The sequence below is a fragment of the Tatumella sp. JGM130 genome (assembly GCF_018257525.1).
GTDB classification, from domain to species: Bacteria; Pseudomonadota; Gammaproteobacteria; order Enterobacterales; family Enterobacteriaceae; genus Tatumella; species Tatumella punctata.
Window position 1 is genome coordinate 40,347 of record NZ_JAERJS010000020.1, and the last position, 15,155, is coordinate 55,501.

General features: G+C 50.7%; 13 protein-coding genes. 6 read left to right on the top strand and 7 right to left on the bottom strand.

What is annotated here, in order from left to right:
- Positions 1-47: 47 nt before the first annotated feature.
- Complete coding sequence (gorA, locus tag JK211_RS10775; protein WP_212708679.1) at positions 48-1,400, bottom strand: glutathione-disulfide reductase; 1,353 nt, start codon at positions 1,398-1,400, stop codon at positions 48-50.
- 197 nt (positions 1,401-1,597) lie between these two features.
- Here gorA and rnz point away from each other — a divergent pair, with 197 nt between their 5' ends.
- Complete coding sequence (rnz, locus tag JK211_RS10780; RefSeq protein ID WP_212708680.1) at positions 1,598-2,506, top strand: ribonuclease Z; 909 nt, start codon at positions 1,598-1,600, stop codon at positions 2,504-2,506.
- Between the two features lie 8 nt (positions 2,507-2,514).
- Here rnz and JK211_RS10785 read toward each other — a convergent pair whose 3' ends face one another.
- On the bottom strand, positions 2,515-3,357 hold the full coding sequence (locus tag JK211_RS10785; RefSeq protein WP_212708681.1) for a 23S rRNA (adenine(2030)-N(6))-methyltransferase RlmJ: 843 nt from the start codon (positions 3,355-3,357) through the stop codon (positions 2,515-2,517).
- A 317-nt stretch (positions 3,358-3,674) separates the two neighbouring features.
- Between JK211_RS10785 and prlC the strand changes: the two genes are divergently transcribed.
- Both prlC and rsmJ read left to right on the top strand, forming a co-directional pair.
- Positions 3,675-5,717 carry an oligopeptidase A gene (prlC, locus tag JK211_RS10790; RefSeq protein ID WP_212708682.1) on the top strand — a complete coding sequence of 681 codons (2,043 nt, stop codon included), beginning with the start codon at positions 3,675-3,677 and terminating at the stop codon, positions 5,715-5,717.
- 7 nt (positions 5,718-5,724) lie between these two features.
- Positions 5,725-6,483, top strand: coding sequence for a 16S rRNA (guanine(1516)-N(2))-methyltransferase RsmJ (rsmJ, locus tag JK211_RS10795; RefSeq protein ID WP_343876748.1), 759 nt, complete (start codon positions 5,725-5,727; stop codon positions 6,481-6,483).
- 111 nt (positions 6,484-6,594) lie between these two features.
- Here rsmJ and uspA read toward each other — a convergent pair whose 3' ends face one another.
- Positions 6,595-7,026 carry a universal stress protein UspA gene (gene uspA, locus JK211_RS10800; RefSeq protein ID WP_212708684.1) on the bottom strand — a complete coding sequence of 144 codons (432 nt, stop codon included), beginning with the start codon at positions 7,024-7,026 and terminating at the stop codon, positions 6,595-6,597.
- A 322-nt stretch (positions 7,027-7,348) separates the two neighbouring features.
- Here uspA and uspB point away from each other — a divergent pair, with 322 nt between their 5' ends.
- On the top strand, positions 7,349-7,684 hold the full coding sequence (uspB, locus tag JK211_RS10805; RefSeq protein ID WP_212708704.1) for a universal stress protein UspB: 336 nt from the start codon (positions 7,349-7,351) through the stop codon (positions 7,682-7,684).
- A 70-nt stretch (positions 7,685-7,754) separates the two neighbouring features.
- Here uspB and pitA read toward each other — a convergent pair whose 3' ends face one another.
- Positions 7,755-9,242, bottom strand: coding sequence for an inorganic phosphate transporter PitA (gene pitA, locus JK211_RS10810; protein WP_212708685.1), 1,488 nt, complete (start codon positions 9,240-9,242; stop codon positions 7,755-7,757).
- Between the two features lie 234 nt (positions 9,243-9,476).
- Between pitA and JK211_RS10815 the strand changes: the two genes are divergently transcribed.
- Both JK211_RS10815 and JK211_RS10820 read left to right on the top strand, forming a co-directional pair.
- A complete protein-coding gene (locus JK211_RS10815) occupies positions 9,477-10,664 on the top strand; it encodes an NAD(P)/FAD-dependent oxidoreductase (protein ID WP_212708686.1) in 1,188 nt (395 codons plus the stop codon).
- Positions 10,665-11,961: 1,297 nt separating this feature from the next.
- Entirely contained in the window at positions 11,962-13,071 is a 1,110-nt protein-coding gene (locus JK211_RS10820) for an SDR family oxidoreductase (RefSeq protein ID WP_212708687.1), read from the top strand.
- Positions 13,072-13,145: 74 nt separating this feature from the next.
- Here JK211_RS10820 and JK211_RS10825 read toward each other — a convergent pair whose 3' ends face one another.
- From JK211_RS10825 to JK211_RS17095, 3 genes are all read right to left on the bottom strand, one after another.
- Positions 13,146-13,463, bottom strand: coding sequence for a hypothetical protein (locus JK211_RS10825; RefSeq protein ID WP_212708688.1), 318 nt, complete (start codon positions 13,461-13,463; stop codon positions 13,146-13,148).
- A gap of 91 nt (positions 13,464-13,554) precedes the next feature.
- Complete coding sequence (locus JK211_RS10830) at positions 13,555-14,424, bottom strand: helix-turn-helix domain-containing protein (protein WP_212708689.1); 870 nt, start codon at positions 14,422-14,424, stop codon at positions 13,555-13,557.
- A gap of 439 nt (positions 14,425-14,863) precedes the next feature.
- A complete protein-coding gene (locus tag JK211_RS17095; protein ID WP_371734621.1) occupies positions 14,864-15,046 on the bottom strand; it encodes a DUF6404 family protein in 183 nt (60 codons plus the stop codon).
- Positions 15,047-15,155: the final 109 nt, after the last annotated feature.

Sequence of the window (15,155 nt, forward strand, 5' to 3'; positions counted from 1 at the left end):
TTCAGTATTGAGTAGCGGCCGGACAGCCATCGTCCGGCCAGGCCACTTTAGCGCATGGTAACAAACTCTTCTGCACCGGTCGGGTGGATAGCGACAGTGTTGTCGAAATCTTTTTTGGTGGCACCCATTTTCAGTGCCACGGCAAAGCCCTGCAGCATTTCATCGACACCAAAACCAATACCGTGGATACCGACAATTTTTTCATCGGCACCGACACACACCAGTTTCATCCGGCAAGGCTGGCGATGGCGGGTGACGGCGGTATACATGGCAGTAAATGATGATGTATAGACTTTCACCGCGTCATCGCCGTACTGCTGGCGTGCCTCCGGTTCGGATAATCCGACCGTCCCGATAGGCGGATGGCTGAAAACCACTGTCGGGATATTACTGTAATCCAGGTGTTCTTCCGGTTTGTTATTAAACAAACGTTCGGATAACCGGCGACCGGCAGCAACCGCGACCGGTGTCAGTTCCACGGCCCCTGTATTATCACCGACAGCATAGATCCCACTGACACTGGTGTTCTGGAATTTATCCACCACAATGCAGCCTTTCTCATTCAGTGCCACGCCGCTGGCCTGCAGGTTCAGGTTATCGGTGGCAGGCTGACGGCCAATCGCCCATATCAGACAGTCAACCGTATATTGTTCGCCGTTTTCCAGGGTCAGGGTCAGGCTGCCATCGCTGTTTTTGTCGACTTGTTTCGGCACTGCCTGAGTATGCAGTGACGGCCCCTCGGCGTTCATCACTTCTACCAGGGTGTCAGACAGCAGCGGATCAAACTGGCGCAAAGGTGACTGCTTACGGACAAACAGATGCGTTTCGGCCCCCAGTCCGTTGACCACCCCCGCAATTTCCACCGCGATATAACCGGCACCGACCACAGCAACACGCTTCGGTAATGCATCCAGCTCAAAGAAGCCGTCGGAATCAATACCCCACTCAGCGCCGGGAATATCCGGATGCGCCGGGCGTCCGCCGGTGGCAATCAGAATATGGTCAGCCGTAATCTGTTCGCCGTTCACCTCGACCGTATGCGCATCAACAAAACGGGCAAAGCCTTTAATCACATCGACGTTGTTTTTTCCCAGCACGTTATCGTAAGAGGTATGGATGCGGTCGATATAGGCGGTACGGCTTTTTACCAGTGTTGCCCAGTCAAAATGATTAATGGTGGTATCAAACCCATAATCAGGGCCGTATAAACGAATGGCTTCAGAAATCTGTGCAGCGTGCCACATGACTTTTTTCGGTACACAACCGACGTTAACACAGGTACCGCCCAGTGCTTTCGCTTCAATCAGGGCACATTTCTTACCGTACATTGCCGCGCGGTTAATTGAGGCGATACCGCCGCTGCCGCCGCCAATGGCAAGATAGTCATAATGTTTAGTCATTGAAAATGTCCGTCCGTTTTCGGGTTACGCAGAGGGTGATTCGGTTATGCAGACCACTGCGGGGCGCCTGCGGCTGTTTCTGCTGTGCTGTATTCATTGCTACCAGTGTAACGCGACTCTGGTAAATGCCGCAAAGTTTGCACCTATAGTTGTGATAGGATGCGGGCTGGTTCTGACTGAATATCCGGAAGCATAGCATGTACCTCACCTTTCTTGGCACCTGTGCCGGCACACCCAGCCTGCAGCGTAATGTCACCGCGATTGCGCTGACGCTGCCAGCGGCAGGCGACTGGTTATTTGACTGTGGTGAAGCCACGCAGCACCAATATATGCGCAGTGCGTTAAAACCCGGCAAGCTGGAAAAGATTTTTATTACACATTTGCACGGCGACCATATTTTTGGTTTGCCCGGCCTGCTGACCAGCCGCTCCATGAGCAGTATCAGCCAGCCGCTGACTGTCTATGGTCCGGCCGGTATCAGGGCATTTATCGATAATGCCCTGTCACTCAGTGGCTCATGGGTCAGTTTCCCGCTGGAGATTATCGAAATTGATGAAGGTGTTATTTTCGATGACGGCGGGTACCGGGTGACCGCCTTTCCCCTCAGCCATGTGGTGCCTTGCTTTGGCTATCGTATTGAACAATATGATAAACCCGGTTACCTGGATGCCGCGCGGCTGAAAGCCGAAGGCATCCCTTCCGGTCCCTGGTTTCAGCAACTGAAGCAGGGCGCGACTATTATTCTGCCGGACGGACGGCATGTGGCGGGGCGTGACTATCTGGGGCCGGCGATTAAAGGCAAATCAGTGGCTATTTTTGGTGACACTGCCCCGTCAGCCGCTGGCCGGTTACTGGCAGAAAACGTGGATGTGATGGTCCATGAAACCACACTGGAGGCGGCGATGGCAGAAAAAGCCAATAGCCGTGGCCACTCGACGACGGTTCAGGCAGCCTGTACCGCAAGGGATGCCGGCGCTAAACGGCTGATCGCAACCCATTTCAGCTCACGTTACGGCACCGGGGATATGCCACGTTTACTGGCAGAATGCCAGTCGGTCTTTCCGGCGACCGAACTGGCATATGATTTTGCGGTTTTTGAGATTTAAAACGAGGGTTATTCAGGAACGACCCAGTTAACCAGGGTGTGTCCGGTGCCTGAGGGCACCAGCTGCTTGTGCAGCCAGGGTAAAACCGCTTCCATATCGGATGCCAGTTTCCAGGGCGGGTTAATCACAATCATGCCTGATGCGGTCATGCCGCGCTGGTCACTGTCCGGACGCACGGCCAGTTCAATTTGTAAAATCCGTTTAATGCCGGTCGCCTGTAAGTCGTTCAGCATCCGTTTGATTTGCTGACGTAATACCACCGGATACCATAAAGCGTAAACCCCGGTCGCAAAACGCTTATAGCCTTCCTGAATACCGGCCACCACGGCCTGATAATCGGTTTTGAGCTCGTAAGGCGGGTCAATCAGCACCAGCCCGCGACGGGAAGGAGGGGGCAGTTTTGATTTCAGCTGTTGATAGCCGTCGGCACGGGACACCCGCGCACGTTCATCTTTAAGAAACTCATTACGCAACAGCGGAAAGTCTGACGGGTGCAGCTCGGTCAGTTGCAGCGTATCCTGCCCGCGCAGCATATGACGGGCAATCAGTGGCGAGCCGGGATAATATTTCAGGCGACCTGACGGATTCAGTGCACTGACCGCGGCCAGATAAGGGGCCAGTTGCTGCGGGGCTTCCGGATGCTGCCAGATACGGGCAATCCCTTCCAGATATTCGCCCGTGCGTTCAGCATGTTCGCTGTTCAGCAGATAACGTCCGGCACCGGCATGGGTGTCCAGGTAGAGGAAAGGTTTCTCTTTTTCCTGCAGTGACTGAATGATCAGGCTCTGTACGGTATGTTTTAAGACATCCGCATGATTACCTGCATGGAAACTATGACGATAGCTCAGCATGTTATTAACCTTAGTGGGATTTTTTGTTCTGTGAGATGTAAACCCGGCTATCGTCACACCCTCACGGTAGAGACAAATTTCAGCCTGTCCGGCAGCGTTATGCGGCCGGGCGGCGAGTATAGCAGTATTGGCTGACGCACAGTAGTCAGGGCGGTTATTTATCCGGCGGTCACCGCTGGCCGGCCGGGCGCTCAGGGCGTCTGCAGATAAAATTCCGTGATCTGCCTGGCGGCAGGACATTGATTTTCTGTCGGTCCGCCCCCATCCTGATCCTATCGCGCATGCTGAGCGCCCCCTAACATCAACAGGATTGTGTTATGACTAACCCGTTACTGACTCCGTTCACACTGCCCCCGTTTTCGTTGATTAAGCCTGAACATGTGGTGCCGGCCGTTACTGAAGCTTTACAGCAATGCCGTGCCACGGTCGAAAAAGTCGTGGCACAGGGCGGCCCTTATCGCTGGGAAACATTATGTCAGCCGCTGGCAGAGAGCGATGATCGGCTGAGCCGCCTGTTCTCGCCGGTCAGTCACCTGAACTCAGTGAAAAACAGCCCTGAACTCCGTCAGGCCTATGAGCAGGTTCTGCCCTTATTATCGGAATATGGCACCTGGGCAGGGCAGCATAAAGGGCTGTATCAGGCGTATGTCAGCCTGAAGGAAGGCGACAGTTATGAAACCCTGAGTACTGCGCAGAAAAAAACTGTCGATAATGCACTGCGTGATTTCGAATTATCCGGTATCGGTCTGCCGGAAGAGAAGCAGCAACGCTATGGCGAAATCGCTTCCCGCTTGTCAGAAATTGGTGCGGCTTACAGTAACAATGTGCTGGATGCGACCATGGGCTGGAGTAAGCTGATCACCGATGAAGCCGAACTGGCCGGGATGCCGGAAAGTGCACTGGCGGCGGCAAAAGCGCAGGCCGAAGCCAGAGAGCAGCAGGGCTGGTTACTGACTCTGGACATTCCGAGTTATCTGCCGGTAATGACCTACTGCGAAAACCGGGCCCTGCGCGAAGAAATGTATCGTGCCTACAGCACCCGCGCTTCTGACCAGGGACCGAATGCCGGTCAATGGGATAATGGCCCGCTGATCGAAGAAGAACTGGCCCTGCGCCATGAGCTGGCTCAGTTACTCGGCTTTGGCTCTTTTGCCGAAAAATCACTGGCAACGAAAATGGCAACCTCTCCCCGTCATGTGCTGGATTTCCTGTCAGACCTGGCGACACGTGCCCGTCCGCAGGGTGAAAAAGAGCTGGCCCGGTTACGTGAATTTGCCCGACAGCACTATAACGTGGATAACCCGGAAGCCTGGGATATCACCTTCTATGCTGAGAAACAGAAACAGTACCTGTACACCATCAGCGACGAACAACTGCGCCCTTATTTCCCTGAAGACCGGGCCGTCAGTGGTCTGTTTGAAGTGGTAAAACGTATTTACGGTATTACCGCCAGAGAACGTAAGGATGTGGATGTCTGGCATCCGGATGTCCGCTTCTTTGAACTGTACGATGAACGCGGTGAACTGCGGGGCAGCTTCTATCTGGATCTGTATGCCCGGGAGCATAAACGGGGCGGGGCGTGGATGGATGACTGTGCTGGCCGGATGCGTAAAGCCGATGGCTCCTTACAGAAACCGGTCGCTTACCTGACCTGCAACTTTAACCGTCCGCTGAAGGGTAAACCGGCACTGTTTACCCATGATGAAGTGATCACTTTATTCCATGAATTTGGTCACGGCCTGCATCATATGCTGACCGAAATCGACACCGCCGGGGTTTCCGGTATTAACGGGGTTCCCTGGGATGCCGTAGAGCTGCCAAGCCAGTTTATGGAAAACTGGTGCTGGGAACCGGAAGCGCTGGCATTTATTTCCGGCCATTATGAAACCGGTGAACCGCTGCCGGAAGCGCTGCTGGAGAAAATGCTGGCGGCGAAAAACTATAATGCAGCCATGTTTATCCTGCGTCAGCTGGAGTTCGGGCTGTTTGATTTCCGGTTACATGCGGAATATGACCCGGCCAAAGGGGCCCGTCTGCTGGAAACCTTGCAGGAAGTGAAAAAACAGGTTGCGGTAGTACCGTCACCCTCATGGGGGCGTTTCCCGCATGCCTTCAGCCATATCTTTGCCGGGGGCTACGCCGCGGGTTACTACAGCTATCTGTGGGCGGATGTGCTGGCTGCTGATGCCTACTCGCGGTTTGAAGAGGAAGGTATTTTTAACCGTGAGACCGGACAGTCTTTCCTCGACAACATTCTGAGCCGTGGCGGTTCCGAAGAACCGATGGTGCTGTTCAGTCGTTTCCGTGGCCGTGAACCACAGCTGGATGCGATGCTGGAACACTACGGGATTAAGGGATAACCCGCGGGTGAATATTTGTCTGATTGATGAAACGGGCGCCGGAGACGGCGCCTTATCTGTTTTAGCTGAACGCTGGCAACTGACCCATGATCAGCAGGCGCCGATGGCGCTGGTGATGACGGCGTCACACCTGGAATTACGTAAACGTGATGAGCCAAAGCTGGGCGGCATTTATGTCGACTTTGTATCCGGCGCCATGGCCCACCGGCGTAAATTTGGCGGCGGACGTGGTGAGGCGGTAGCCAAAGCCGTCGGGATTAAAGGCAACTATCTGCCGGAGGTGGTGGACGCGACTGCAGGACTGGGACGTGATGCTTTTGTACTGGCGTCTGCCGGCTGCCGTGTCAGAATGCTGGAACGTCATCCGGTTGTGGCGGCGTTGCTGGACGATGGTTTACAACGCGGTTACCGTGATGCGGAAATCGGTCCCTGGCTGCGGCAGCGGCTGACCCTGATCCATGCCACCAGTCATCAGGCCCTGGCCGACATCACCCCGCGTCCGGATGTGGTCTATCTGGACCCGATGTATCCGCACCGGCAGAAAAGTGCCATGGTAAAGAAAGAAATGCGGGTGTTTCAGTCTCTGGTCGGGGCAGATGAAGACGCTGACGGGTTACTGTCTCCGGCCCGGTTACTGGCCAAAAAACGTATTGTAGTGAAGCGCCCTGACTATGCTGAACCTCTCGACGGGGTTGCAACCTCTTCGGCGGTAGTTACCAAAAGTCATCGGTTTGATATCTATCCGTCACTGGCCCCGGCAGAGTAACGGTTTCCGGCCAGCCGGCAATTTGCTGACCGGAGAGTGAGTAATTACTTACTCTCCGGTCACTGTCGTCTGACAGAGAACACCCTTATCAGGGCCTGTGACTGTTACCGGTTATTCTTCGTCTTTCATCGGCACAATCAGCATATCGATATGTACGGTATTGATTAACTGGCGGGCCGAGGACATCAGTTTGCTCCAGAAATCCTGATGGTGACCACAGATCACCAGGTCAGCATGATATTTATGGATCGCATCAATCAGTACCTGTGCCAAATCGCCGCTGCCACTCAGGGTCTGACTGATGGGATAACCGGCGCTGGTTGACAGGTGAGTCAGTGCTGACTGAGTCTCTTCGGAAATACGTTTCTGCATATCTCCCAGATTAACGTCAATCAGACCGGTATAAAGATCAGAGTAATTAACGTCGACATGAATTAATGACACTTTAGCATTGTAAGGGCTGGCGAGTGAGACCGCTTTTTCAACCAGCAGCTGACTTTCCGGGGAAAGATCAACGGCGACCAGAATATGTTTATAAGACATGACAGACTCCTTAATACGAAAAAGGTAGGGATCAGCAAAGGCATATCAACGACAGGTTGCTGACCACTATGGCGATTTTCTACTGTGTGCTGTGAATTTATCCTACCATAGGGCGGCAGAAGTGAGTATAGAATGATTATCGCCTGTCTGGCAGTACGCCAGCGATGAAACGGGTCAAAGCAGCGTGCTTTTTTCCTCCCGGGTTATAATGAATATTCACTTACCGGACGGAAAAATATTATCTGTACTAATCAATAGTCATCACGGCTGTGGCCAGCTGTATGATATAGCGGTGTGACAAGGGGACAGGCAGAGGGGAATGATGATAAACACAACGGCACTTTTTATCGGGCTCTGTATTGTCTGTGTCATTAATATGCTGAGGTATGTTTCTTCATTACGTACCTTGCTGGTGGTGATGCGTGGCTGTGATCCGTTACTGTATCAGTTTGTGGACGGTGGCGGTTTTTTTACCGCACATGGCCAGCCCTCGAAGCAGATGCGACTGGTACGCTATATCTATGAAAAACGTTACCTGGATCACCATGATGAGGAATTTATCCGGCGTTGTGAACGGCTGCGCCGGCAGTTTATTCTGACCAGTAGCCTGTGTGCCCTTATAGTGATCAGCCTGGCAGGGCTGATTATCTGGCATTAGCGGCGGCCAGGGGAAAAAAAAGCTGCCCCGGCAGAGGCAGCTTTTAGTCGCGATAACTTTACGTGGCTGATTAAATAATATGCAGCGCAATCCAGTAAAGGCCCGCCGATAACAGAATAGAGACCGGCAGAGTCAGGACCCATGCCATCACAATATTCTTGATGGTTTTGCTTTGCAGGCCGCCACCATCGACCAGCATCGTCCCGGCAACGGATGATGACAGTATATGGGTGGTCGATACAGGCATACCCGTATAACTGGCAATACCGATAGAGGTAGCCGCCGTCACCTGCGCCGCCATCCCCTGTGCGTATGTCATGCCTTTCTTGCCGATTTTTTCACCAATAGTGGTAGCGACGCGACGCCAGCCAACCATGGTGCCCAGTGACAAGGCCAGCGCAACCGCAACGATAATCCAGACCGGTGCATACTCGATGGTTCCGAGCAGGTCATGGCGTAAATCATCAAGGAAACGGCGATCCTGACTGCTGGTTTGCGGCAGTTTGGCCACTTTATCCGCGGTATCCGAAATACACAGCAGCAAACGTCGCATCTGGGCACGGTTTTCGACCGTCAGCTGGTCATAACTGCTGAGGTTTGTCAGCATTGCACGGGCATGGGCAACAGCTTCCAGTGCCCGTTCATTACTGCAATGGAACTCTTCCACCGGCGTGCTGATCACAACCGGCGTTACCGACGGCGCAATAATCGACTGCAGTGACTGACTGTTCTGCTGGTAATACTGTTGCAGATGATCAACCGCGTCACGGGTACGGGTAATATCGTATCCGGATGCATTCATGTTGACGACAAATCCGGCCGGTGCCACGCCAATCAGGACCAGCATAATCAGACCAATGCCTTTCTGTCCGTCATTCGCACCGTGTGAGTAACTGACACCCACTGCTGAGACAATTAATGCAATCCGTGTCCAGAAAGGCGGCTTTTTCTTGCCATCAATCTTTTCACGTTCGGCTGGCGTCATATGGATCCGTGAGCGCTTACGCGTCCCGCTCCAGTATTTCCGCAGCAGAAAAATCAATACCCCTGCCAGTACCATCCCGACGATCGGTGACAGTATCAGCGACATAAAGATATTAATGACTTTCGGGATATTCAGTGCATCAATCAGTGAACTGTCGGTGACCAGTGCATTTGTCAGCGCAATGCCGATAATTGCGCCGATCAATGTATGGGAACTGGAGGCCGGCAGACCAAAATACCAGGTGCCGAGGTTCCAGATAATTGCTGCCAGCAACATGGAAAAGACCATAGCTAAGCCATGGGCTGAACCGACATTCAGCAGCAGATCCGTCGGCAGCATATGAACGATAGCATAGGCTACGCTCAGTCCTCCCAACAGAACTCCCAGAAAGTTAAAGATCCCCGCCATTGCAACAGCCAGCTGCGCACGCATGGCACGGGTATAAATTACCGTCGCCACTGCATTAGCGGTATCATGGAATCCGTTGATTGCTTCGTAAAACAAAACAAACAGCAGAGCAACTATCAGTAGTAGGCCAGTACTTAAATCGATACCAGCAAAAAGATGAAGCATAAACGTTACGCCATTTTTTGAGGACATGAACCCCGCGCATTATCAGCGACAGAGGTCCATTCAGGAAAGAGAAATCTCCTTTTTTTTACATGGCAGTGGCCGGTGGCGGAATATTTTGTTTTAAAATCACTTAAAAATTATCAAGTTATGTTGTATCCCGCCGGCTGAGAAATTTTCATTCTGGAGTCGGGTCACGCATATCTCTACAATCAGCCGTTTTTCGGCGGGGGAAGTATGGAAAAGTTTGACGTAATCGTTGTGGGCGCAGGGGCTGCCGGGCTGTTTTGCGCGGCTCAGGCCGGACAGCGCGGCCTGAAAGTGCTGGTGCTGGATAACGGCAAAAAAGCGGGCCGTAAAATCCTGATGTCCGGCGGCGGGCGCTGTAACTTTACCAATCTGTACACTGAACCTGCCGCCTACCTTTCACATAATCCGCACTTTTGTAAGTCAGCACTTGCTCGCTACACACAGTGGGATTTTATTGAACTGGTGGGGCGTCATGGTATTGCCTGGCATGAAAAAACCCTCGGCCAGCTGTTTTGTGATGACTCAGCACAGCAGATTGTCGACTTACTGCTGACGGAATGTCAGGCAGGTAATGTCACTCTGCGGCTGCGCAGCGACATTCTGAGTACTGCACGTACGGAAACGGGTGACTACCTGCTGCAGGTGAACGGATTTGAAGTAAGTGCTCGCAAACTTGTTATCGCTTCTGGCGGACTGTCTATGCCCGGGCTGGGCGCGACCCCGTATGGTTATAAAGTGGCCGCGCAGTTTGGGCTGCGGGTATTTCCGACTCGTGCTGCACTGGTCCCTTTTACGTTGCATAAACCTTTACTGGAGCAACTCCGGACGTTGTCCGGGGTTGCTCTGCCGGTCACGGTGAGTGCAGCACAGGGACAATTATTTAAAGAGGCGATGCTGTTTACTCATCGCGGACTGTCCGGCCCCTCTATGTTGCAGATTTCCAGTTACTGGCAACCCGGTGAATCCCTGACCATCAATTTATTGCCGGATATCAGTCTGCCGGAATTTCTGGACACGCAGCGGACAGCGCACCCCAATCTCAGCCTGAAAAACTGCCTGGCAAAAATTTTACCAAAACGTCTGACGGAGATACTGCAACAGCTGCAGACAGTACCGGATATTACCCTGAAGCAACTGAATCAGAAGCAGCAACAGCTGCTGGTACAACAGCTGACCTGCTGGACAATACAACCAAACGGCACTGAAGGTTACCGTACCGCTGAAGTCACACTGGGTGGGGTTGATACTGACCAGCTTTCTTCACGTACCATGGAAGCCCGTGATGTGCCGGGGTTGTATTTTATCGGTGAAGTTGTGGATGTTACCGGCTGGCTGGGCGGCTATAATTTTCAATGGGCCTGGAGTTCGGCTGCTGCCTGTGCAGACGCGTTGTAATTTTCTCTGTCCTCTGCCTGTGGCCGTAGATTATCCCCGCAGGGAAGCCGGCTGTACTCTGCGGACTGGCTGCCGGACACCACAAGGCAGATAAACCCCAAATCCGCAGCGCGGAAGTTTCAGCGTTGCAGAGGTGACTACCTGTCCTGATAAATTTCTGACTGGCTGACGATATTACCGGTGATTATTCCGGTTTCACTGCCGGTCAGTACAGGAAAACACTGGTTCTGAAACGGATACGCTGCAGACTCTGTTATTACCGGGAAGATAATATATAATATATTGATATTAAACTGTTTTTTATAATCAGCGTCTCTTATCCCCCCGGGGCTGCTGACCCGACACAGACAGAAAATATCTGCCGGATTGTTTCGACAGATACGCAAGGCGCTGAGTCACCGTGCTGCGGATGACCAGCAGCTAAAGCCGGTTGTTAAAGGTATTATACGGAATCGCACAGCCTGTAAATCTCTGCATCTGCTTTTATTCGCTGGATTATAAACAATAAGAAACCCTTATCATTTTTCTGAACAGTGACTGTCAGAAACCTGCGTTGTTTATCGGCTGACGGATGTAAGCGGTTTTTCAGTCATAACATCATCTGTCAGCCTTTCTGAGACTGTCTGAGTGTCAAGTGTCTGTTATTGCCTTATTACCTGTTAAATAATTTACTATTTTTGCTGTTTAGTTGTGATTTTTTATAAAAAAATTTAAAAATTAACCATTTAAAACATAGTGTTATATTTAATTTCATAATCTGAAAGTGTTTTAATGCGGCTTTAATAATAAATTAATCAATAACAGACTTATTTATTTTAAATTAAAATATCAGTTTCGACTGAAAAATATAAACATTTGTTAAACCGCGAGTGATTCAGGCTATACTTTTTAATGAACTTATGAATCTCTGTTTTTACAGAAATATAAACAAATAATAAATGCATTGATTTTTTTTCGGGTTCTTAGTTAAATGAAAAGTTAAAATAGCGATTATCACTGACTGAATAATAATGCTGAGGAAAAGTATTATTGAACGGAAAGGGGCTGCGGAAAAAGCACCATTAAACGTCATTGTGTTATCTGAAAATCCGCGCAGGAGAGTGTTATCGGTCATTCCTTTACCAGAAGCAATCTGAAATTATTATTCTTTGTTATTTAAAGAATATTTAATATAAGGGGCACCAGAATACCCCGGCTTTTCAATTTTCCGACGATATCGTTGCCACTATTCCTGCCTGAGGGTGCTGTCTGTCAGGTGATCTTAAAATGTTACAGAGTGTATAAATAATTAAATATTATGAATCATATTTTAGTTACCGGTGCGACCGGCTTCCTGGGGGGCGCTGTTGTCGCTGACCTTTTAAAACAGAAAGAGAAAAGCCAGCTACTGTTACTGGTCAGAGCAGCATCCGCGGAACAGGGACTGGTCAGAATTAAAGAAAACTTAGCCAGGTTTTCTCTGGGAGAGTCAGTACTGAATACCCTGACCACGGCCAATATTTTACCGGGTGACTTAGCCTCTCCGCAGGAGTTTGCCGATGATCCGCGGCTGGACACGGTGACCCATGTGATGAACTGTGCCGCGGTGGCATCATTTGGTAAAAACCCTTATATCTGGAAGGTCAATGTCGAAGGGACGTTACAGTTTGCCAAACGCATGAGTGAGGTCGCAGGGCTGAAACGATTCTTACACGTTGGTACGGCCATGTCCTGTGCCCCTGAACCCAATATGGTGGTAACGGAAAACAAACTCGATACTGAACGTGACCAGCATATTGTCGAATATACGTGGAGCAAAGCCACCATTGAAAAAATGATGGCTGAGACACTGCCTGATTTACCGCTGATCATTGCCCGGCCATCAATCGTGGTTGGCCACTCTGAATATGGGTGTACACCTTCTTCCAGTATTTTCTGGGTATTCCGTATGGCTCTGATGCTGGGACGTTTCCCGTGTAACCTCAGCGATCGTATTGATGTTATTTCTGTCGATTACTGTGCCGAAGCGCTGGTGATGTTACTGCTGGCAGACAACCTGAATGACTCTATTTTCCATATTTCGGCCGGGTCTTCGAACAGTGTCAGTTTTGCCGAAATCGATCAGGCGATGGCAAGGGCATCAGGCGAAGAGGCTGTCGCTGAGCGTTACCGTAAAGCCACCTATAAGGAACTTTCAGCCAGCCGAAAAACATTCGCTTCGCTATTTGGTCCCTGCAATGAACGAATTGTATTGCGGGCGATGAATCTGTACGGGCATTTTTCTGAGCTGAATGTGGTATTTGATAATTCAAAAATTATTGATCTTGGTATGTCTCCGCCGAAAAAATTCACTGACTATCTGGACCGGTGCTATTTATCCACCCGCGGGTCAACGATTGCTGAATTAATGGAAGTTGATTTTAAATAATTGCTGAATATGGTGACCTGGCAGGCCGGGCATTGCGCCGGTCCCTGCCAATCTTCGTGAATCTCAGCACAGTATCAGTTCATTTGATAGCATTTTGATGTCGCCACGTTCTGATCAGCACCTGTCCCCGCCCCTTTCAGTACACAGATAATATAATGTTTACCTTTCTTTATCGTTACCATCGGGCCGTCAGTACCCGGTGAGGTAGTAATGACCGCAGCCCCCTGGTTCAGCATATGTTCCAGTGAATCATTTACTGCGGATAAACGGGTCGGATACTCAAGGGCATTGCCCGGCACTTTGGCGCCGGTTTCCGGCGGCCATTGGGCCGCGGCCGAAAATGCTGCACCGAGGGTCAGGCAGCCGAAAATCATGGTCGATAGCTTTTTCACCGCATTCTCCGGATGATCTGTTTTTTCTGTGGTCAGAAACAACTCAGGGCCGGCATCTTAGCCCGGCAGACAGCGACAGCGCTACCCTGAATTACCGGTAATTTTCCCCTGCCGGAGGAATGACAGCAGAAACCGGGATGTAATAGCAGCCGGAAAAGGTGTCCGGTAACGGCTGATCTGGCGGGCAGCTTTGCTGGCTGATAAAGACATCCTGCCCGGCACGGCGTGCTTCCGGGCGGAAGGGCATCACATTCTGATAGATACTGGCCTGCATATCGACAAACTGCTGCTGTGTGCCGGAAAAACGGAAACGCAGAAAGCTGCCAGCCCGGTCCTGCCTGAGCTCATGGTCCTGCAGGCTCTGCTTAAAGGTCAGGGTGAACCGGATTTTCCCGCTGCGCGGGTCGGGTTCGAAATCTTCGGCCACACAACTGTGCAGCAACCCTTTTTGCATACTCAGCACCTGCTGAATAATTTGCAACCGCTGTCGGCAGTGGTAATCAATATCTTCAAGTTCATTATGATCACAGTAATAGCTCAGGCCGGTTCCGTGGATAAATTCAGGCCCCTGTGTCACTATTTCCGGCTCAGGTACTGGCAGCAGGTCGTGGGTTGCTTTCCCAACCATCCCGCGGAAATGCCAGTCATGGGTGGCGCGGTATTTGCCCGGAGCAATACCGAAATGGCGGGTAAAAGCCCGGGTAAAGGTTTGCTGTGAACTGAACCCCAGTAAATCACTGATTTCTACCGCCGGCATGGCGGTCATTTTCAGGATCAACGCCGCTTTATGCAGTTTCCGGTAACGGATATAAGAAGCCAGCTGAAATCCGGTATCTTCTCTGAACATACGTTGCAGATGCCACTTACTGTAACCGGCTTTTGCCGCAACATCGTCAATGGTCAGTTTGCCTTCCAGATGCTTCTCAATCCAGTCGACAAGATCCTGTGTAAAGCTATTCATCGGTGGCTCCTTTAATTACCGGAATAATATTAGCGGTAATCTGTACTAATAGCCATAATATAAAAATATTGAAATTTATATAAATTTGTGTGCAGAGAGATAAATATCTGCGGATTATTGGTCAGTCATAACGTTATTTTAAGAATAAAACCGATAAAGACGGAATAACACCAGGCGGCTATAACGATACTCTGTCAGATAACTTACAAATCTCAGTCCTTCCTGACAAGAAAATAATCTCCATACGGGAAGCGTTAACGAATAATATTCTTCCTGCGGACCGTGTTAGCAGAGATAAAAATAAATAGTTTTCGCATCATTAATCACTTTTTTGCTGCCATTATACCGTCCTGCCACATTACGGCCGCTGTTTCCCTCTGGTACTGTTATCGGCCAGGGCCGGAGGCCTCTGCCCCGCGACCACTCAGCCGGCCATACTTCACAACATATTTTGTACCAGCGACTGTAGTACTGCGTACAGCACCCCCGAAAAAAGAGACAGACTGATTGCCCGCGGTACTCTGACACCGGCCTTTTTCCATTGGCGGAACCACATAATCAGACCCCAGCAAACTGCAAAGAAAATTGTACTGAAAATAAAGCTAAAGACAGTGCCGTTCATTTTTTTCCCGTAATTTTTCTGACAACAGCCATCTATATTACATGATTTCGGGTGACTGTTATCGGGCGATTTTATAAATAAAAACCTGCAAGCCCGGCTATTATTAGTT